Source organism: Curtobacterium sp. Leaf154 (assembly GCF_001424595.1).
GTDB lineage: Bacteria > Actinomycetota > Actinomycetes > Actinomycetales > Microbacteriaceae > Curtobacterium > Curtobacterium poinsettiae.
Genome location: NZ_LMOS01000004.1, coordinates 256,964 through 276,867, shown reverse-complemented (window position 1 = coordinate 276,867; position 19,904 = coordinate 256,964). Strand labels below are relative to the sequence as shown.

General features: G+C 71.0%; 17 protein-coding genes and 1 tRNA gene. 13 read left to right on the top strand and 5 right to left on the bottom strand.

Annotated elements, in window-relative coordinates:
- On the bottom strand, window positions 1–951 hold the full coding sequence (gene bla / locus ASF75_RS07795; RefSeq protein WP_200942681.1) for a class A beta-lactamase: 951 nt from the start codon (window positions 949–951) through the stop codon (window positions 1–3).
- 42 nt (window positions 952–993) lie between these two features.
- On the opposite strand from bla, the gene ASF75_RS07790 reads away from it, so the two are divergent.
- On the top strand, window positions 994–1,551 hold the full coding sequence (locus ASF75_RS07790; RefSeq protein WP_056070311.1) for a GNAT family N-acetyltransferase: 558 nt from the start codon (window positions 994–996) through the stop codon (window positions 1,549–1,551).
- Window positions 1,552–1,635: 84 nt separating this feature from the next.
- On the opposite strand, the gene ASF75_RS07785 is transcribed toward ASF75_RS07790, so the two are convergent.
- A complete protein-coding gene (locus ASF75_RS07785) occupies window positions 1,636–3,117 on the bottom strand; it encodes a mannitol dehydrogenase family protein (RefSeq protein WP_056070307.1) in 1,482 nt (493 codons plus the stop codon).
- A 161-nt stretch (window positions 3,118–3,278) separates the two neighbouring features.
- On the opposite strand from ASF75_RS07785, the gene ASF75_RS07780 reads away from it, so the two are divergent.
- From ASF75_RS07780 to ASF75_RS07735, 10 genes are all read left to right on the top strand, one after another.
- Entirely contained in the window at window positions 3,279–3,917 is a 639-nt protein-coding gene (locus ASF75_RS07780) for a TetR/AcrR family transcriptional regulator (RefSeq protein WP_017888359.1), read from the top strand.
- A gap of 88 nt (window positions 3,918–4,005) precedes the next feature.
- Window positions 4,006–6,729 carry an MMPL family transporter gene (locus ASF75_RS07775; RefSeq protein WP_235517579.1) on the top strand — a complete coding sequence of 908 codons (2,724 nt, stop codon included), beginning with the start codon at window positions 4,006–4,008 and terminating at the stop codon, window positions 6,727–6,729.
- Window positions 6,730–6,852: 123 nt separating this feature from the next.
- Window positions 6,853–7,296, top strand: coding sequence for a MarR family winged helix-turn-helix transcriptional regulator (locus tag ASF75_RS07770; protein WP_017888357.1), 444 nt, complete (start codon window positions 6,853–6,855; stop codon window positions 7,294–7,296).
- A gap of 51 nt (window positions 7,297–7,347) precedes the next feature.
- Window positions 7,348–7,560 (top strand): hypothetical protein, encoded by a 213-nt coding sequence (locus tag ASF75_RS07765; RefSeq protein WP_017888356.1) that lies wholly within the window; start codon window positions 7,348–7,350, stop codon window positions 7,558–7,560.
- A 64-nt stretch (window positions 7,561–7,624) separates the two neighbouring features.
- Window positions 7,625–8,719, top strand: a complete 1,095-nt coding sequence (locus tag ASF75_RS07760; protein WP_056070304.1) for an alkene reductase — start codon at window positions 7,625–7,627, stop codon at window positions 8,717–8,719.
- Between the two features lie 228 nt (window positions 8,720–8,947).
- Window positions 8,948–10,609: a glycoside hydrolase domain-containing protein gene (locus ASF75_RS07755; RefSeq protein WP_056070302.1), complete on the top strand. Its 1,662-nt coding sequence runs from the start codon at window positions 8,948–8,950 to the stop codon at window positions 10,607–10,609.
- Window positions 10,610–10,637: 28 nt separating this feature from the next.
- Complete coding sequence (locus tag ASF75_RS07750) at window positions 10,638–10,859, top strand: hypothetical protein (RefSeq protein ID WP_017888353.1); 222 nt, start codon at window positions 10,638–10,640, stop codon at window positions 10,857–10,859.
- Entirely contained in the window at window positions 10,856–11,536 is a 681-nt protein-coding gene (gene aroQ, locus ASF75_RS07745) for a gamma subclass chorismate mutase AroQ (protein ID WP_056070300.1), read from the top strand. The genes ASF75_RS07750 and aroQ overlap by 4 nt, the downstream gene beginning before the upstream one ends.
- 93 nt (window positions 11,537–11,629) lie before the next feature.
- A complete protein-coding gene (locus tag ASF75_RS07740) occupies window positions 11,630–12,259 on the top strand; it encodes a TetR/AcrR family transcriptional regulator (protein ID WP_017888351.1) in 630 nt (209 codons plus the stop codon).
- 52 nt (window positions 12,260–12,311) lie between these two features.
- Window positions 12,312–13,478 carry a N(5)-(carboxyethyl)ornithine synthase gene (locus ASF75_RS07735; protein ID WP_056070298.1) on the top strand — a complete coding sequence of 389 codons (1,167 nt, stop codon included), beginning with the start codon at window positions 12,312–12,314 and terminating at the stop codon, window positions 13,476–13,478.
- Window positions 13,479–13,557: 79 nt separating this feature from the next.
- On the opposite strand, the gene ASF75_RS07730 is transcribed toward ASF75_RS07735, so the two are convergent.
- The 3 genes from ASF75_RS07730 to ASF75_RS07720 form a co-directional block, all read right to left on the bottom strand.
- Window positions 13,558–13,630: transfer RNA gene (locus tag ASF75_RS07730), tRNA-Arg, on the bottom strand.
- Window positions 13,631–13,740: 110 nt separating this feature from the next.
- Window positions 13,741–14,526, bottom strand: coding sequence for a dienelactone hydrolase family protein (locus ASF75_RS07725; RefSeq protein ID WP_042540609.1), 786 nt, complete (start codon window positions 14,524–14,526; stop codon window positions 13,741–13,743).
- A gap of 29 nt (window positions 14,527–14,555) precedes the next feature.
- Entirely contained in the window at window positions 14,556–15,977 is a 1,422-nt protein-coding gene (locus ASF75_RS07720; protein ID WP_056070295.1) for a glucose-6-phosphate dehydrogenase, read from the bottom strand.
- A gap of 76 nt (window positions 15,978–16,053) precedes the next feature.
- On the opposite strand from ASF75_RS07720, the gene ASF75_RS07715 reads away from it, so the two are divergent.
- Together ASF75_RS07715 and ASF75_RS07710 are read left to right on the top strand one after the other, a co-directional pair.
- Window positions 16,054–17,211, top strand: a complete 1,158-nt coding sequence (locus ASF75_RS07715; protein WP_042540607.1) for a Gfo/Idh/MocA family protein — start codon at window positions 16,054–16,056, stop codon at window positions 17,209–17,211.
- An 87-nt stretch (window positions 17,212–17,298) separates the two neighbouring features.
- Window positions 17,299–19,680 carry a bifunctional metallophosphatase/5'-nucleotidase gene (locus ASF75_RS07710; protein ID WP_017888346.1) on the top strand — a complete coding sequence of 794 codons (2,382 nt, stop codon included), beginning with the start codon at window positions 17,299–17,301 and terminating at the stop codon, window positions 19,678–19,680.
- Window positions 19,681–19,904: the final 224 nt, after the last annotated feature.

The following is a 19,904-nucleotide window of genomic DNA, read 5'->3' as shown; positions in this document are numbered from 1 at the left end:
TCAGCCGGTCAGCCCGGCCACCGCGGCCCGGGTCGCCGCGGCGACCAGTGCATCCGACGGTTCCGCGGCGGCATCGGCCCGGCTCGTCATCACCACGAGCACGATCGGTGCTCGTCCCGGCGGCGTCACGACCGCGATGTCGTTCCGGACCCCGTAGGACGCCGTGCCGGTCTTGTCGGCGACCCGCCACGACGGGGCCACCCCGGCACGGATCGTCGCGTCCCCGGTCGTGTTGCCGAGCATCGCGTCGCGGAGCACCCGCCGGTCGGCAGCGTCGAGGACGTCCCCGAGCAGCACCGCCCGCAGGTCGGCCGCGAACCGCTCCGGCGTCGTCGTGTCACGCCGGTCGCCCGGCGTCGCCTGGTTCAGGTCGGGTTCGACCCGGTCGACGCTCGTCGTCCGGTCCCCGATGCCGCGCAGCCACCGCTCGACGGCGTCCGGGCCGCCGAGCCGCTCCACCAGCAGGTTGGCCGCGGTGTTGTCGCTGGACCGGAGCGCCGCGTCGATGAGCTCCCGGACCGTCATCCCGGTGTCGACGTGCTCGCTCGTCACGGGCGCGTACTCGAGCAGGTCACCGCGGTCGTAGTGCACGACGGTCGCCAGGTCGGCGTCGGACGAGCCGTCGAGGACCGCCGCCGCGATGAACACCTTCACCGTCGACGCGAACGCGAACCGCTCCCCTGCACGGTGCACGAGGGTCCGGCCGCTGCAGGTGTCGACCGCGGCGACGCCGAGCCGAGCGTCGTACCGCCGCTCGAGCGACGCGAAGGCCCGCGCGGTTGCGGGGTCGGTCGCCGGGTCGGTCGACGGCGCCGCTGCACCCGGAGCCGACGCAGCGGCAGAAGCAGAAGCAGAAGCCGACGCACCCCCCGGCTCGCCGGAACACCCCACCAGTCCGACCAGCACCAGGGCCGTCAGGGCTGTGGTCGTCGTCCCCGTCCCACCTCGCACGCCCCGAGCCTGCCCGACGACCGTGCAACTACCCTGAGCGGCATGCCAGCTCCTGCCGTCCGACTCACCCGCCTGGACCCCACCGGCGCCGACCGCCCGGAGCTGCTCGCGTTCCTGACGTCCGAGGAGTTCCCGTTCCACGTCCGACGGCGCATCAGCGCGGCCGACGCGGCGAGCGCCGTCGACTCCGGCGCCTACCGCGACGAGGAGCACGACACGTCCTGGCTCGACCATGACGGACTCGGACGCATCGGGCTGGTCCGCCTCGAGGACCTCGCCGACCCCGTCCCCCTGTTCGACCTGCGCCTGGCCGGTCGGTTCCGGGGCCGCGGCCTCGGGGTCCCCGCCCTGCGTGCGGTGACCGACCACGTGTTCACCACGATGCCGGCGATCACACGCTTCGAGGGCCAGACCCGCGAGGACAACACCGCCATGCGCCGGGTCTTCGTCCGTGCCGGCTGGGTGCAGGAGGCCCACTACCGCGAGGCGTGGCCCGTCGACGGCGGCCCGGCCGTCGGGTCGGTCGGCTACGGCGTGCTGCGTCGCGACTGGGAGACGGGCGAGACCACTCCGGTGCCGTGGGACGACGTCGCGCGGTGAGCGTCTGACGGCAGCCGCCAGCAGGCGGACGGGAGGCCCGTGGCGGCGCCGCCACGGGCCTCCCGTCCGTTCGTCGGTCGCGTCTCAGGACCGCGACAGGCGCGTGACGGTGGCGTGCGCGCCGTCCGCGATGAGCCCGTCCAGGGCGTCGCGGTAGGCGGCGACGAACCGTTCGTCGTCGACCAGGTCGCCGAAGACCTGGCGGTTCGCGATGAAGGCGAGGCGGTCCTCGCGCTGGGTCAGGGCGATGCGGTGCAGGGGCTCGGCGAGCCGGTCGACGATCTCGATGGGCTCGCCGGACTCGTCGGTGCCCTCGTCGTAGCGGGCCCAGGACGCGACGATGCCGGCGGACAGCGTGACGGGCCGACCGGCGGCCAGGTTCTCGCGCACGACGGGGAGCAGCCACTTCGGGATCCGGTCGCTCGACTCGGCGCAGAGCCGGGCGAGGGTGTCGCGCACCTCGGGGTTCTGGAAGCGCTCGATCAGGGTCGACTCGTACTCATCGAGGTCGATGCCGGGCACCGGGTGCAGCGTCGGTGCGCCCTCTTCGTCCATGTAGCGGCGCAGGAAGGTCGCGATCGCCGGGTCCTGTGTGGCCTCGTGCGCGTAGCGGTAGCCGGACAGGTACCCGAAGTAGCAGAGCCCCTGGTGGCTGGCGTTGAGGAGCCGGAGCTTCATGAGTTCGTACGGCTCGACGTCCTCGACGATCTGCACGTTGGCGTCCTGGTAGGGCGGCCGGCCCGCGGGGTGGTCGTCCTCGAGCACCCACTGGAAGAACGGTTCGGCGACGACGGGCCAGGCGTCGTCGATGCCGAGCTCGTCGCGGACCCAGGCGCGGTCCTCGTCGGCCGTGACCGGGGTGATGCGGTCGACCATCGAGTTCGGGAACGACACGTGCTCGTCCATCCAGTCGGCGAAGGCCGGGTCCTGCAGCCGGGCGTAGGCGGTGAACATCGACCGGGCGACGTGCCCGTTGCCCTGGATGTTGTCGCAGGACATCACGGTGAAGGGTTCCAGCCCGCGGTCCCGTCGGCGGCGCAGAGCCTCGACCACCAGGCCGAAGACCGTGCGGGGCGGGCCGTCGCCGCGCAGGTCGGCGGCGACACCCGGCTCGTCGGCGACGAACTCGCCCGTGACGTGGTCGAAGTTGTAGCCGCCCTCGGTGATGGTCAGGCTGACGATCTTCGTGTCCGGGTGCGCCATCTTCTCGACGACGGCGTCGGGGTCGTCGACGGCGAGCAGGTACTCGATGATGCTGCCGACGACGCGCGACTCGCGGGTTCCGTCCGGGTGCTTGAGGACGAGCGTGTACAGGCCGCCCTGCTCGGCCATGGCAGTCGCCATCCGGCGGTCCTGCTCGAGCACGCCGACGCCGCAGATGCCGTACTCGCGGGCCTCGCCCTGCTGCAGGAGCCGGTCGATCACCATCGCCTGGTGCGCGCGGTGGAACCCGCCGACGCCGAAGTGGACGATGCCGGCGGTGATGCCGGCGCGGTCGTAGGTGGGGACGGCGACACCGCTCGCGGCGATCTCGTCGAGGGTCTCCGGGGACAGGCGGACGGGCATCGGGTACTCCTTCGTACGACGGTGGTTCGTCGGTCCAGTCTGGCACCGGACACCTCCGCCTGAACACCGGTGCAGCACAGACGTTCACGCCGGGGGACGAACCTGGGGAAGCACCGAGCCTCATTGCACCGAGTGCATCGATGCACCTAGTGTTCCCTCTCGTGACCATCGTGACCGACCGCCGTGCCGCCCTCAAGGCGAAGCACCGCGCGGCGATCCTGCAGGCCGCCCGCGACCTGATCGACGAGCGCGGCGGACGCGACTTCAGCGTGGACGACCTCGCCGCCCGGGCCGACATCGCCCGGCGCACTGTGTTCAACCACTTCGCCTCGCTCGACGAGGTCCTGTTGGCCGTCTGCGAGCAGGAGCTGTCCGTCATCATCGACCGGTTCCTCGCCGACATGGCCCGGACGCCGGTGGGCGACGGCAGCCGGGCGTCGATGTTCGACGAGCTCGAGTCCGCGGCCCGCGGCGCCGACCTGGCCCCGGCGATCGCCGGCATGTACCGGATCCTCGGCGACCCCGGCAAGGACGACCCGAAGGCCGCAGTCCTGACCCAGACGGCGTTCTCACGCGTGACCGAACGGCTCCGGCACGAGGTCGCCCGTCGCTACCCGGCCGCCGACCCCCTCGATGCAGCGCTGCTCGTCGAAGGGCTCATGAGCGGCATCGTCGTCATCGCGGAACACTGGCTGGCGACCTCCGGCCCCGATCTCGACCAGCCCGCCCTCGACGCGTGGGACGACCTGCTCGCCCGACTCGTGCACAGCGTCCGCAGCGGCTACATGGCCGACGACTGACACCACCCCACCTCCTCGTCCCCCAGGGGTCCACCGGCGCACCCCGCACCACCAGCACCTGACAACGAAAGGACCGCAGGCACTCCGCATGGCCGGTCTCCTCTACCGTCTCGGACGGTTCTCCGCACGACGCCACTGGCTCGTGATCATCACCTGGGTCGTGATCATGGCCGTCGCGGGCGTCACGTACACGCTCTTCGCCGGGACGATCTCGTCGTCGATCACCATCCCGAACACCAAGACCAGTCAGGTGCAGGACCAGCTCGCCGACAAGTTCCCGTCGGCGAACGGCGGCAACGGCACGATCGTCTTCGAGACGAAGGACGGCAAGGCGTTCTCGTCCTCGCAGCAGTCCGAGATCGACGACTTCCTGACCAGCCTCGAGAAGCTCGACGGCGTCAAGGGCACGACGAGCGGCTTCGCGACGCAGGACCGGCTCGACGACCAGCGGCAGAAGATCGTCGACGGTCGCGAGCAGATCGAGTCCGGCCGCGCGAAGATCGAGACCGGCCAGGACCAGCTCGACGCGCAGAAGGCGCAGCTGGAGTCCGGCAAGCAGAAGATCGCGGACGCGCAGGCGCAGCTCGACGCGCAGAAGGCCCAGGCGCAGGCAGCCGGCGGCGCAGCCGTCCCCGCCGCGCAGGCGCAGGCCGCAGCGGCCCAGCTCCAGCAGGCCCAGGCGCAGATCGACGCCCAGCAGGCCCAGATCGACGCCGGTGAGCAGCAGATCGCCGACGCCCAGAAGAAGATCGACACGAACAAGCAGAAGCTCGACGACAACGAGCGGGAGCTCGAACAGGGCTCGGACCTGCTCGACCTGTCGAAGGACATCCGCTTCGTGTCGGACAACGGCAGCGCCGCGATCGGCACCGTCCAGTTCACGACGTCGACCTACGAGGTCCCCGCGGACACCAAGACCGCCATCGCGGACGACGCCGAATCGGCCGACATCCGGGGCGTCAACGTGTACGTCTCGAACGACATCGCGCAGGGTGTGCCGTCGATCCTCGGACCGGGTGAGATCGGTGGTGTCATCATCGCCGCTATCGTGCTGCTCCTGATGCTCCGCACGGTCATCGGCGCCGCGGTCCCGCTCGTCAGTGCCGTCCTGGGCGTGGGCGTCGCCTCGCTCACCGCCCTGTCGTTCTCGAGCGTGGTCGAGTTCATCTCGGTCACGCCGGTGCTGGGGGTGATGCTGGGCCTGGCGGTCGGCATCGACTACTCGCTGTTCATCCTGAACCGGCACCGGACCCAGCTGAAGCAGGGCATGCAGGTGCACGAGTCGATCGGGCTCGCGAACGGCACCTCGGGCAACGCCGTGGTGTTCGCCGGTGCGACCGTCATCGTCGCGCTGCTCGCCCTGAACATCACCGGCATCCCGTTCCTCGGCCTGATGGGCACGGTCGGTGCGGTCGCGGTGCTCTTCGCGATCCTCATCGCGACGTCCTTCACGCCGGCCCTGCTGTCGCTGATCGGCATGCGGATCCTGCGGAAGAAGGAGCGCGCGAAGATCGGCAACACCGACTCCACGCGGATCCCGAACAAGCCCATGTCGAGCTGGCGCGCGGTCATCACGCTCGTCCTCGGCGTCGCGGTGCTCGGCACCATCGCGTTGCCGGCGACCCAGATGCGCCTCGGCCTGCCGAGCGGATCGTCCGAGGCCGTTGATTCCAGCCAGTACAAGGCCTACAAGACGCTCGAGAAGGAGTTCGGCGCCGGCCAGAACGGCCCGCTGCTCGTCGTGGCGACCCTGCCGGAGTCGATCGGCAAGAGCGACGTCACCGCGACCGAGGTCACCATCGGCCAGGCGATCGCGAAGAACGACGACGTCGAGGCCGTGCTGCCCATCGGTGCATCGAAGGACCGTGACATCGTCGCGTTCCAGGTGAAGCCCTCGGGTGGCCCGGACAGCGTCTCGACCGAGAACGTCGTGAAGGACCTGCGCGAGCAGACCGTCTCCACCGACGACGGCAAGGTCACGCTCGGCGTCGCAGGCAACGCGTCGGCGAACATCGACGTTTCCGAGAAGCTGTCGAACGTGCTGCCGCTCTACCTCGTGGTGGTCGTCGGACTGTCGCTGATCATCCTGATCATCGTGTTCCGGTCGTTCCTCGTGCCGATCACCGCCACCGCCGGGTTCATCCTGTCCGTGCTGGCGTCGTTCGGTGGTCTGACCGCGATCTACCAGTTCGGCTGGCTCGGCTCGGTCTTCGGTGTGCACGACCCGGCACCGATCCTGAGCTTCCTGCCCATCATCGAGATCGGCATCCTGTTCGGTCTGGCGATGGACTACCAGCTGTTCCTGGTGTCCGGCATGCGTGAGGCCTACGCCCACGGCGCGAGCGCGAAGGTGGCCGTCCAGCGCGGTCTGCACGCGGGTCGCGCGGTGGTCACGGCAGCGGCGATCATCATGATCTCGGTGTTCGCGGGCTTCATCTTCTCGGACTCGTCCACCATCAAGCCGATCGGCTTCGGGCTGGCGTTCGGTGTGCTGATCGATGCCTTCGTCGTCCGCATGCTGCTCATCCCGTCGGCGATGCACCTGCTCGGCAAGAGCGCCTGGTGGTTCCCGAAGTGGCTCGACCGCATCGTGCCGGACGTCGACGTGGAGGGCGCGAAGCTCGAGCGCTCCCACCGCGTCCGGCTCGGGCAAGACCGTCACCGCACGCGCCGTGCTCGGCCTGTCCGCGCCCGGCGCCGCTCCCGGATGCACCCGGGTCGACTCGCACTGCTGGTGGGAGGCCAAGGCGAGACCGGCACCGGGCCTCCAGGCCGTTGCGCCCACCGCCCCGACGCATGCGTCCGCACCTGATGCGTCCGCAACGCGACAGAACACGCGTCGATCGACTGGTGTTCTGTCGATATCTGTCCCTGCATGAACGCGCCACCACCGCGCCTCAGACCACTTCGTGCACGAACGAAGTACCCTGGGCGCATGACCCAGACCGCACCGGACCCGCTCGCGCTCGACCGGCAGCTCTGCTTCGCGTTGGCGGCGACGAGCCGCAGCGTCATCGGGCTGTACCGCGACCTGCTCGAACCGATGGGCCTGACCCACCCGCAGTACCTCGTGATGCTCGCCCTGTGGGAACGGGACCCGCGGTCGGTGCGCGAGATCGCCGGCGAGCTGCGACTCGACTCCGCGACGCTGAGCCCACTGCTCAAGCGACTGGAGGCCTCCGGCTACGTCCGCCGCACGCGCAGTGCCGCCGACGAACGCCAGCTCGAGGTCTCGCTGACCACCGCCGGACACGCCCTGCGCGACCGCGCCCAGGCGGTGCCGCTGGCCGTCGCCGACCGGCTCGGGTGGCCACTCGCTCGCCTGGAGTCACTGAAGGACGAACTGACCGAGCTGCTGGAACGCGTCGACCAGGTGTGATCCGCGACCATCAGTGCCATAATGGTTCGTGCACGAACGAAAGGATGCACCGTGGGACGCTTCGGCCAGTGGTACGAACGATGGAACACGACGCTCATCGACAAGATGGGCCCCTCGCAGATCGGCGCCGGCCGCCCCGAGGGCATCGACGACCGGACGATCGACCGGGGCTGCCCCCTGTGCGGCAAGCCCCTCTCCCAGCACCAGGTGATCCGGCCGGAGGGTCAGGTGCGCTCGTCGACGCTGGTGTGCCCGCGCGACTGACGGCGCTGCCTGAAGAACTGCTCCGAGACGGAATTGCATCGGACAACTCGTCGTTCCCCCTGACGTGAAGCTCTTCGAACCCACCACCATCGGTGCCCTGTCCCTGTCGAACCGCGTCGTCATGGCCCCGCTCACCCGCACCCGCGCCGGTGAGCACGGCGTCCCGAACGACCTGCTCGTCGAGCACTACCGGCAGCGCGCCGGCCTCGGCATGATCATCACCGAGGGCACCTGGCCCGTGCAGGAGGGCCGTTCCTACCCCGGCCAGCCCGGCATCGAGACCGACGACCAGATCGCCGGCTGGCGCCGCGTGACCGACGCCGTGCACGCCGCCGGCGGCACGATCGTGATGCAGCTCATGCACGGTGGCCGCGTCTCGCACACCGACATCTCGCAGACGCCGCGCATCGTCGGCCCGTCCGCCGTCGCCGCTCCCGGCCAGACGCACCTGGCCGACGGCTCGAAGGCCGACATGCCCGTCCCGCACGCGCTGACCACCGCCGAGGTGCAGGAGGCCGTGCAGGGCTTCGTGCAGGCCGCCCGCAACGCGATCGCCGCCGGGCTCGACGGGGTCGAGGTCCACGGTGCCAACGGCTACCTGGTGCACGAGTTCATGTCGCCGGTGTCGAACACCCGCACCGACCAGTACGGCGGCTCCCCGGAGAACCGCGCGCGCTTCGCGATCGAGGTCACCACGGCCATCGCCGAGGCCATCGGCGCCGAGCGCACCGGCATCCGCCTGTCGCCCGAGCACGGCATCCAGGGCGTCATCGAGGACGACGCCGACGACGTCCGCGCCACCTACACGGCCGTCGCCGAGGGCCTCGCGCCGCTCGGGCTCGCCTTCGTCGACGTCCTGCACGCCGAGCCGACCGGCGACCTGGTGCAGCACATCCGCCGGACCACCGGTGCCCCGTTCATCGTGAACTCCGGCTTCTCGTCGCTCACCACCCGCGACGAGGCCATCACGCTCGTCGACGGCGACCACGCCGACGCCGTCGCCGTGGGCCGCGCCGCGATCGCCAACCCGGACCTCGCGCACCGCTGGGAGCACGACGCCGAGCTCAACGAGCCGCGTCCGGAGCTCTTCTACGGCGCGACCGCCGAGGGCTACACGGACTACCCGTCGCTCGCCGAGGCGCGCGCGACCGTCGCGTAGTCGACGCACCGACAGAACGGACGGAACGGACGGGAGGCCCGTGGCGAAACCGCCACGGGCCTCCCGTCCGTTCTGTCGGACTGAGCGCTTCATCAGTCGATCGTCTATTGAAATGCAGGACCGTCCCAAGTTGAGGGACGAAGTTGCTCGGACCATGCCGCAGCCATCAGCATCGCACAGCGTGATCGGTGGCCAGCGGACGCTCGAGGCAACTGAAGGGGCACCCCCGTGCACATCTCGCGCCGAACTGCGCTCATCGGCATCACCGCCGCCGTCCCGCTCGTCACGACCACGCTCGCGGCCCCGGCCGACGCGGCGACCCCCTCCGGCTCGGCCAGCTCCCCCGGGTCGACCGGCTCCTCCGGCTCGGCCGACGCGGGTGTCCTGGCCGTGCAGCGCTGGCTCAACAAGACCTTCGGGCACGTGCACGGATGGGTGCAGGTGGACGAGGACGGACTGACCGGCAGCGGCACCGTGCTCGGGATCGTGCAGGCCACCCAGTCGCTCCTCGGCATCTCCCCCGTCGTCGCGACGTTCGGTCCGACGACACGGCAGAAACTCGAGCAGCACGGGGACGTCGGCGCCGAGACGGGCGACGACGCCGAGACCTGGCGCGGGCTCGTCCAGGCGGGACTCATCTGCAAGGGCGCGTCGACCGTCTCGCTCACCGGCGAGTTCGACGCGGCCACCGTCGCGGCCGCCGAGGCCCTGCGGTCCGACCTGGGCGCAGCTCCCGGCGGGCTCCCGCTGTCGGCCCACCTGTTCGGCGCACTCCTGACCGTCGACCCGGTGCGGCTCGCCTCCGGCGGGTCCCGATCGGTCCGCACCGTCCAGCAGTACCTCAACCGCACGTACGCCGAGGCGGTCGGCGGTGCGTACGGCAGCACGAGCGGGGTCGTCGACACGAGCACGTACGCGGCAGCGATCCGCGCCGTGCAGGTCGCGGTCGGCGTCACGGTCGACGGAGCCTGGGGTCCGGGGACGGCTGCTGCACTCCGCGCCGCGGGACCGAGCGTCGTCGGCGTGGGGGCCACCGGCGCCTGGGTGCTGCTCGTCAAGGCGCTCCTGGTGCTGAACGGTGAGCGCGTCGTGTTCAGCAGCGCCTACTCGGCGGCGGACGCCGCGGTGGTCCGTGCGTTCCAGCAGTTCCAGGCGTTCCCGCCCGCCGAGCAGACCGGGACGTGCGACGCCGGCACGTGGGCGGCGCTGGCAGCGAGCACGGGCGACCCCGACCGGGCCACGACCGGGGCCGACACCGCCGTGCGCCTCGACGACGCGCGCGCTGCAGCCGTCCGTGCATCCGGCGCCACCGGCGTCGGCCGCTACCTGACGAACCACCAGCGGTCGGGGGCGCTCGACAAGGCCCTGACGCCCGACGAGCTGCGCGTGATGGCGAGCGCCGGGCTCGGGCTGTGGCCGATCTTCGAGGAGGGCGGGTTCGCCGCCTCGTGGTTCACCGAGGAGCAGGGTGTCAAGGACGCCCACCGCGCCCACGACGCCGCTCGGGAACTCGGGATCCCCAAGCAGACCACCATCTACTTCGCCGCCGACTTCGACGCCACCGCCGCGCAGGACGAGTCGCTCGTGGTGCCGTACTTCCGCGGCGTCGCAGCCGGCCTGCGGGACCGGGGGAACCTGTACAAGCAGGGCGTCTACGGATCCCGTGCCACGTGCACCGCGGTGAGCAGTTCCGGACTCGCGCACTTCTCGTTCGTCGCCGGGATGTCGCCGGCGTGGGCGGGCAACCAGCTCGAGCCCCTGCCGGGCAACTGGGCGCTCAACCAGATCCAGAACCGCACGGTCGGGTCGGGGAACGGGTCCACCGAGATCGATGCCGTGGTGGTCTCCGGGCGCGACCCGGGCGTCCCCGCGGCTCGCCTGGCCGGCTGACGGCTGCCGACCGGGATCGAGCACCGCCGTGACCACCACGACCCCGCGTGACGACGAACCGCACGCAGTGTTCCCGCACCGCGCCACCTACGTCTTCTCGAACTTCGAGGAGGCCATCTCGATGGACTGCTACTGCGACGAGGGCGCCGACCACTTCGGCGTCTACCCGTTCTACGACGAGGTCATCAAACCGATCATCGACGATCTGACCCGACGCTTCCGGCGCCGGTTCGGGAAGGAAACCCCGTGAACACCGCACACCCCACCACCTCGACCTCCGCCCGTCAGCGCGCCCGCCGGAGCGCCGCGACCGCGCTCGCCCTCGGCCTGCTCGCAGCGGGCATCGCACTGCCCACGTCGGTGGCGAACGCCGACACCCTGTCCACCTCGGCTGAACCGACGGGTTCCACGATGACCATCTCCCACGACGGTTCCGGTCCCGCGGCGTCGACGGCGCAGCTCGACACCCTCGGCGCGCTCATCCTGCGTCGACTCGAGCTCGCCGACCCGGTGGCCGAGTCGAAGTGGCTGAGCGGCAAGCCGGTCGCCGACCCGGTGCGCGAACAGGCCGTCGTCGACGAAGCGGTGACCCTGGCCGAGCAGCAGGGCGTCGACCCCGTCCTGGTGACCCGGGTGGTCCGCGCACAGATCGCCGCGAGCAAGGTCGTCCAGCGCGGCCTCATCAACCACTGGACGCACAACCCGTGGACCGCACCGACGACGGCACCGGACCTGGCGACCATCCGGCCCCAGCTCGACGCGATCGACACCGACCTGGTGACCGCGCTCGGCCAGCTGCAGACCGTGGCCCAGGACCACCGGTGCGCGCACCTGGTGGACGCGGAGCGGACGCACCTCGACGCCGGACTCGACTCGCTGCACCGGAAGGGGATCGACGTGGCGTGGAACACGTTCTGCGCCGCCTGACCCGAACGGGGTGACGGGCCGCAGGAGTGAGCGGCCCTAGGATGTGGTGTTCACTGACCGCTCGATCCCGGGCGAGGAAGGACACCGCGCCAGATGAACCAGCGGCAGCTCGCCATGGAGGCGTCTCGACGAGCCATCATCGACGCCGCAGGACAACAGTTCGCGGCCTTCGGCTACGAGGCGACCACGTTCTCCCGCGTGGCCGAGGCCATGGGCAAGCCGAAGTCGGCGATCGGGTACCACCTGTTCCCGTCGAAGAAGGACCTGGCGACGGCGGTCATCGAGCTGCAGCAGCAGCGCTGGCGTGAACTGTTCGACGCGCTGCCCGCCGAGCCCGGGCTCGAGCGCCTGACGGTGTTCCTCCTGACCACCGGGATCGACGTCCGCAGGGGTTCGGTCGCGGGCGGCGCCGTGCGGCTCCTGCACGAACTCGGCAAGGCCGGCGTGCCGGTGCCGCGCGGCTTCGACTGGTTCGAGATGACGCGCGGCGAGCTCGTCAGCGCCGGGGTGGCGGCCGCTGACGTCGACGCGGCCGAGGTCCAGCCGTCGGTCCTGCTGCTCCTCAACACGACACTGGGCATGGTGGACGGTTCGACACAGCTGACCGACGACGAACTCGTCGCGCAGCTCAAGGCCCTGTGGTCGCCGCTCTTCACGTCGTTCGGCATCGAGCGTGCCCCGGAGATCATCGACGCGGCCCGGCCGTACTCGCCCGGTTCCTGAGCGGTCGTCCCGTCCGGCGCACCCGTGGTCGGCCTGCACCGTACAGTGCACCATGACCGAAACAGCGCCAGCGCACCAGTTGCTCCACCTCGGGGTGCTCGCCGACTCCCGGAAGGCCGACGAGCGCCGCCTGCCGATCCACCCGGCCCACCTCGAGCGCATCGATCCGGACCTTCGCCGAGCGATGACGCTCGAGCGCGGGTACGGCGCTCGCTTCGGCGTGCCGGACGACCAGCTCGAACCACTCGTCGGCGCGATGGCCGACCGTGACGAGGTCATCGCGACCGCGGACGTCGTCCTCCTGCCCAAGCCCCTGCCGTCCGACCTGGCGGACCTGCGTGACGGTCAGGTGCTCTGGGGGTGGCCGCACTGCGTGCAGGACCGGGAACTCACGCAGCTCGCCGTCGACAAACGACTGACGCTGATCGCGTGGGAGGCGATGAACCACTGGCGTGACGACGGTGGCTTCGGCCTGCACGTGTTCCACAAGAACAACGAGCTCGCCGGCTACTGCTCGGTGATCCACGCACTGCAGCTCTGCGGGTCGACGGGCGACTACGGGCGCCGGCTCACCGCGGTCGTCATCGGGTTCGGTGCCACGGCCCGTGGTGCGGTGACCGCCCTGAACGCACACGGCATCCACGACGTCCGCGTCCTGACCAACCGGGACATCGCGGCCGTCGGTTCACCCATCCCCTCCGTCGACATCCTGCACTTCGGGCAGACCGACGCACCGCCGTTCGACAGCGTGGTCAGCACCCCGGACGGGCCGGTCCCGCTCGCGCCGTACCTGGCCGCGAACGACATCGTCGTGAACTGCACGCTCCAGGACCCCAACGCGCCCCTGGTGTTCCTGCGCACCGAGGACCTGGCGGCCTTCCGTCCGGGGAGCCTCGTCGTCGACGTCTCCGTCGACGAGGGGATGGGGTTCAGCTGGGCGCACCCGACGTCCTTCGCACAACCGATGGCCACCGTCGGCGGCACCACCAACTACTACGCGGTCGACCACAGCCCGTCGCTGCTCTGGAACTCGTCGACCTGGGAGATCAGCGAGGCGCTGCTGCCGTTCCTGCGGACCGTGATGTCGGGCGCCGACGCCTGGGCCGGGTCGGAGACGATCCGCCGGGCGATCGAGATCGGGGACGGACACATCCGCAACCCCGCGATCCTGGCGTTCCAGGGCCGCTCCGCCGAGTACCCGCACCACGCCGCGGGCTGACCCTCGCCGGGCTCTGGCCCTCGCCGGCCGGAACGGAGAAGGGCCCCGGTGGTGTCCACCGGGGCCCTTCTTCGTACTGTGCGCTCGAAGGGACTCGAACCCCCAACCTTCTGATCCGTAGTCAGATGCTCTATCCATTGAGCTACGAGCGCGTGGCCTTGCGGCCGTGGAAGACTCTACAACAGGTGCGGCCCGGGCGCCAATCGAGGCGCTCCGGCCCCCGTGCCCGGCGTGTCGCGAGCAGCCCCCGGCGGCCGCGCGGTCACCGTGCCGCGGGCTCCTCGTCGAACACCTCGGCCAGGAACACCCGGAGCGCCTGCCACGACCGGCGGTCGGCGCGCTCCTGGTACTGCGCACCGTGGTCCGGGGCGTCGGTGCCGGGCACCGCGAACGCGTGCATCGCGCCCGAGTACGTCACGACCTGCCAGTCGACGTCCGGCGCAGCGCGCATCTCGTCCTGCCACGCGTGCACGGCCTCGTCCGGCACCACGGGGTCGGCGCCCCCGGTGAGGACGAGCAGCTTCGCCCGGATGTCGGCGGCGTCCGAGGGGTCGTGCGCGATGAGCCCGCCGTGGAACGACACGGCACCGACCAGGTCGGCCCCGGTCCGTGCGAGTTCGAGTGCGGTCGAGCCTCCGAAGCAGTACCCCATGACGACGACGCGGGCGGGGTCGACGTCCGGGTCGGCGAGCAGTCGCTCGAGTCCGGCGGTGGCGCGGGCCCGCAGCAGCGGCAGGTCCTGGTAGAAACCGCCGGCGACCTGGGCCGCGGTGTCGTCCCCGGGGCGGACGCCCGCACCGTAGACGTCCGCGCCGAACGCGACGTAGCCCAGTCGGGCGAGCATGGTCACCCGGGCTTCGACGTGCTCGTTCACGCCGTGCCAGTCGTGCACGACGAGGACGGCCGGACGACGGCCCGCGATCGCGGCGTCCTTCGCGAGCACACCGAGCAGTTCGGTGCCCTCGTGGTCGTAGGAGACGTCGTCGACACGGATGTCGGCGCCGGCGGGTTCGGGAACGGTCTGCAGGACGTCGTCGGTGGTGTTCACGTCGCCCGACGCTACGCCGCCCGTCGGGCTCAGGCCTCGATGTTGTCCCAGCCGTCGGGGCCGACCGATCCCGCTGCGTACTCGTCGAGGGGCGCCCCGCCGGCCTTCCACGCGTCGAGGAACGGCCCGACGACCTTCCAGCCCTGCACGGCGCTGTCGCCGCGGACCGACAGCGTCGCGTCACCCTCGAGCACGCCGGCCAGCACCTCGCCGTAGGCACTCAGGCGCCCGGGGTTGAAGGTCACTTCGAGGCTCGTGTGGTCGATCGTGTACGGGTCGCCGGCGCCGTTGACGTTGAGCTCGAGCTGCATCTCGTCCGGGGCGATCCAGATGCGCAGCCGGTCGGGCAGTTCGGTGCCGGTGAGTCCCTCGGGCACGTGCGGGGAGTCCTTGAACGTGATGACGATCTCGCGGCGCTGTGCGGCGAGCGCCTTGCCGGAGCGCAGGGTGAACGGGACGCCGGCCCAGCGCCAGTTCGCGATCTCCAGGGTGAGCTGGGCGAGGGTCTCGGTGCCGAGCGACGGGTCCACGCCGTCCTCGTCGACGTACGACGGCAGCTGGCGGTCGCCGACGGTGCCGGCGGTGTACCGGGCGCGCTTGCCCGCGGTGACGACGTCGCCACCCCAGGGCCGGACGGCCCGCAGCACGAGCTCCTTCTGGGTGCGCAGGTCGTCGGCCTTGATCGAGGCGGGGGCCTCCATCGCGACGACGGCCATCACCTGCAGCAGGTGGCTCTGGATCATGTCGGTGAGCGCGCCGGCCTTGTCGTAGTAGCGCGCACGACCCTCGAGCCCGAGGGTCTCGTCGTAGACGATGTCGACGCGCTCGACGTGCTGCGACGACAGCAGGGGCTCGATGATGCGGTTGGCGAAGCGCAGCCCGAGCAGGTTGAGCACGGTGGAGCGTCCGAGGAAGTGGTCGACCCGGTGGATCCGTTCCTCGGGGATGAACGAGTGCAGCAGGTCGTTGAGCTTCGAGGCGCTGTCGGCGTCGGTGCCGAACGGCTTCTCGAGCGCCAGCCGGGTGCGGGCGGGCAGGTCGAGGTGGGCGAGCTGCTCGCAGCTCTTCTCGGTGACGGCCGGCGGCAGCGCGAAGTAGATCGCCGGGTCGTGGTCGCACACTTCGAGCAGTGCCCGCAGGTCGTCCGGGTCGGTGACGTCGGCCTTCCGGTAGGTGGAGGCGTCGACCACGGCCTGCAGTCGCTCCGGCAGCGCCGTGTCGCCGGAAGCGCCCTCGTCCTCCTCGTTCTTCGACGCCTGCGCGTTCTCGAAGGACTCGCGCACCTGCGCCTTCCAGTCGGCGTCGGACAGGTCCTCGACACCGGCCCCGACGAGCTGGACGTCCCAGTCGTCCTTCACCTGGAGCAGGGTCGCGAGGCCGGGCAGGAGCAGGCGCTTGGACAGGTCGCCGCTGGCTCCGAGGATGAGCAGGCTGGTCTGGAGGCTCGACATGCTGCAGACGGTACTCATCGGCCCCGGTGGATGACCGGGCCGCTACGGTGGTGTCATTCCGGCGCGAGGGAGCACCATGAGCAATGGGTACGAAGGGCGACGCCTCCGTGTCGCCGTGGTCGGGACGGGCATGATCGCCGGCGTCCACGCCCGGGCGGCCCGGGCCTCCGGTGCCGAGGTCCTCGGTGTCCTCGGCCGGAACGCCACCCGCTCCGAGCAGGTGGCTTCGCAGCTCGACCTGCCCCGTGGCTACGCCTCGCTCGACGAGGTCATCGCCGACGCCCCCGACGTCGTGCACATCTGCACCCCGAACGACCAGCACCACCCGCAGGCGCTCGCGGTGATCGCGGCCGGCATCAACGTCGTGTGCGAGAAGCCCCTGGCGATCGACCCCGCCCAGGCCGCCGAGCTCGTCGCCGCCGCTGCCGACGCCGGTGTCGTGGCCACGGTGCCGTTCGTGTACCGCTACCACCCGATGGTCCGCGAGATCCGGGCGCGCATCGCCGACGGGGAGCTCGGCCGGCTGCTCGCGGTGCACGGCCACTACCTGCAGGACTGGATGCTCGACGAGGACGCCTCGAGCTGGCGGGTCGACCCGACCTCGAGCGGGCTGTCCCGCGCGTTCGCCGACATCGGCTCGCACTGGTGCGACCTGGTCGAGTTCGTCACGGGTGAGCGCTTCGCCTCGGTGTCCGCGGCGACCGACATCGTCTACCCCACCCGGCCTGCGGCGTCCGGTCCGTCGTTCTCCGGCTCCCCCGACCCGGACCCGGTGGCGGACGCGGCGGAGCGTGCCGAGGTCACCACCGAGGACACCGCCGTGGCGACCTTCCGCACCGCCACGGGCCGCATCGGCAACGTCGTGATCTCGCAGGTCGCGTCGGGCCGCAAGAACCGCCTGTGGTTCGAGGTCGACGGCACCCGCGGCAGCGCGGCGTTCGACCAGGAGCAGCCCGAGTCCGCGTGGTTCGGCAACGAGCGCGGCGCGCAGATCGTCGTGCGCGACCCCTCGCAGGGGTACCCGGACCAGCGCCGGCTGGCGATCGTGCCGGCCGGACACCCGCAGGGGTACCTCGACGCGTTCGCGGCCTTCGTCGCCGACACCTACACCGCGGCCCGCACCGGGGTGGCACCAGACGGACTGCCGACCTTCGCGGACGGCGCCCGCTCCGCCGACATCATCGAGGCCGTGATCGGCAGCGCGGCCGAGACGACCTGGCGGGAGATCCGCTGAAGCTCGACATCGTGGATGTGAACGTCGTGTGACGAGTTGCGACGGGGTCTGGCGAGTCGCCTGTGCGTCTTCGTAGGTTCGACGGCGATGAACACTTCCCACACCACCGGATCCGCCGGTGCGACGACCCGACGGCGCCTCGGCGTCGGCGCGGCCCTCGCCACCGCCGGGGTCCTGGTCGCACTGTCCGTCCCGTCCGCAGCCGTCGCCGCCGAGGGCGACACGACGATCGACATCATCGACGTCAACGACTTCCACGGTCGCATCGAGTCCGAGGGCACCGCCGCCGACAAGGCCGCGGGCGCCGCGAAGCTCGCCGGCGTCGTGCAGTCGTACCGCGAGGCCAACCCGAACACGATCTTCGCCAGCGTCGGCGACAACGTCGGGGCCTCGACCTTCACGTCGCTCATCCAGCAGGACACCCCGACGATCGACGCCCTGAACGCCATGGACCTCGACGTCAGCGCGATCGGCAACCACGAGCTCGACAAGGGCCAGAGCGACCTGACCGGCCGCATCGAGGACCGCGCCGAGTGGCCCTACGTCTCGGCGAACATCGTCAAGGCCGGCACCACGGACCCCGCGTTCACGCCGTACTCCATCGTGGAGAAGGGCGGCGTGAAGATCGGCTTCATCGGCGCCACCACCGAGGACCTCATCCCCGGGCTCGTCAGCCCCGGCGGTGTCGAGGGCCTCGCGATGGCCCCGATCGTCAGCCAGGTCAACAAGTACGCCGAGCAGCTCACCGACGGTAAGGACGACAACGACGAGGCCGACGTGCTCGTCCTGCTCGTCCACGAGGGCGCACCGACGAACGTCCTCGCCGACGCCACCGGCTCTGGTGTGTTCGGCGAGATCACCTCGGGTGTCTCGTCGAAGGTCTCCGCCATCGTCTCAGCGCACACCCACGCGACGTACAACCACTCGATCGCGGGCCCCGACGGCACGAAGCGTCCGGTGATCCAGGCCGGGTCCTACGGCGTGGCCTTCGGGCACCTGCAGCTCACGGTGGACGCCGACAAGCAGCTCACCGGCATCACGAGCGAGGTCAAGTCGGTCAACGGCGAGACCCGTGTGCCGACCGACCCCACCTCGGTGAACGCGGTGGCCGACATCGTGACCGCCGCGAAGGCCGTCGCCGACGTCGAGGGCAGCAAGAAACTCGGCACGATCACGGGTGACCTGCGTCGCGCCGTGCAGTCCGACCGCACGACCGAGAACCGCGGTGGCGAATCCGTCCTGGGCAACTACATCGCCGAGGTCCAGCGCAGCGCCACCGAGCGCAACGGCTCACAGGTCGCCTTCATGAACCCCGGCGGACTCCGCACCGACATGATCGCCGCGTCGAGCGGCGCCGGCGACCCGGACGGCACCGTCACCTACAAGGAAGCCGCGCTCGTCCAGCCGTTCGCGAACACCCTGGTCACCGAGGACATGACGGGCCAGCAGATCAAGAACGCCCTCGAGCAGCAGTGGCAGCCGGACGGTCTGCCGCGTCCGTTCCTGAAGCTCGGCGTCTCGGACGGCTTCGCGTACACCTACGACCCGTCGAAGGGCCGTGGCGACCGCATCACCGGGATGACCCTCGACGGCGAGCCGATCGCGCTGACCGACACCCTCAAGGTGACCGTCAACTCGTTCCTGTCGACCGGTGGTGACAACTTCGGCGCCTTCGCGACCGGCACGAACATCGCCGACTCGGGCCAGGTCGACCTGCAGGCCCAGGTGGACTACTTCCTCGCCAACCCGACGGTCACGCCCCCGACCGACCAGCGCGCCGTCGGGGTCACGGTCACGCCGACCCCGTCCGACGGGTTCCAGCCCGGCGACGAGATCGAGCTCGACCTGTCGTCGCTCGTGTTCAGCAGCGAGGACCCCGCGAAGGCCGGCACCGTCTCGGTCAGCGCGGACGGCAAGGAGCTCGCGTCGGCCGCCATCGACCCGACGATCATCGACACGAACGACGAGCAGGGTCGCGCGACCCTGACCGTCACGGTCCCCGACATCGAGGCGCCGGCTGCACGCGCTGCCGCCCGCACCGCCGGGTCCGTTTCGCTCGCCGCCGTGGCGGAGCCGGTCGCCACGACCGACGCACCGCTCGTGGTCTCCCTGCCGGGTGATCAGACCGTCACCCTCGCCGTGACGATCCCGGTCGCCGCGGCGGTCGACCCCACCGATCCGACGGACCCGACCGACCCCACGAACCCGACGGACCCGGCCGACCCGACCCCGGGCACCGGTGGCGGGGTCACCCCCGGCCCCGGCGCGGGAACCGGTGACGACGCCGGCATCGGCGGCGTCGGCGGGACCGACGACGACCCGCGCGCCGGTGGCGACCTCGCCTACACGGGTGCGGACCTGACCGCTCCGGCGATCGCGGCCGGCCTGCTCCTGCTCGCCGGGACCACAGCACTCGTGGTCCTCCGCCGCAACCGTGCACGACGTGCTGCGATGGTCCTGACGGACTGACCCCGCGCCTCCCGAGCGCACACCGCAACGGGCCGTCTCACCATGGTGAGGCGGCCCGTTCGCGTCGGTCAGGAGGCCCGGGGCGCGTCCGGCGCACGCGTCGCGCGAGCCGGCCGCCACGGTTGCTGTCCCATCCCGGTCGAACACTGCGGATCCGCGGATCCACGCGGTACTCTCGGGGTTGTCGCACCGCGACGCGTCGTGCCGGGTCGCTTTCAGCAAGT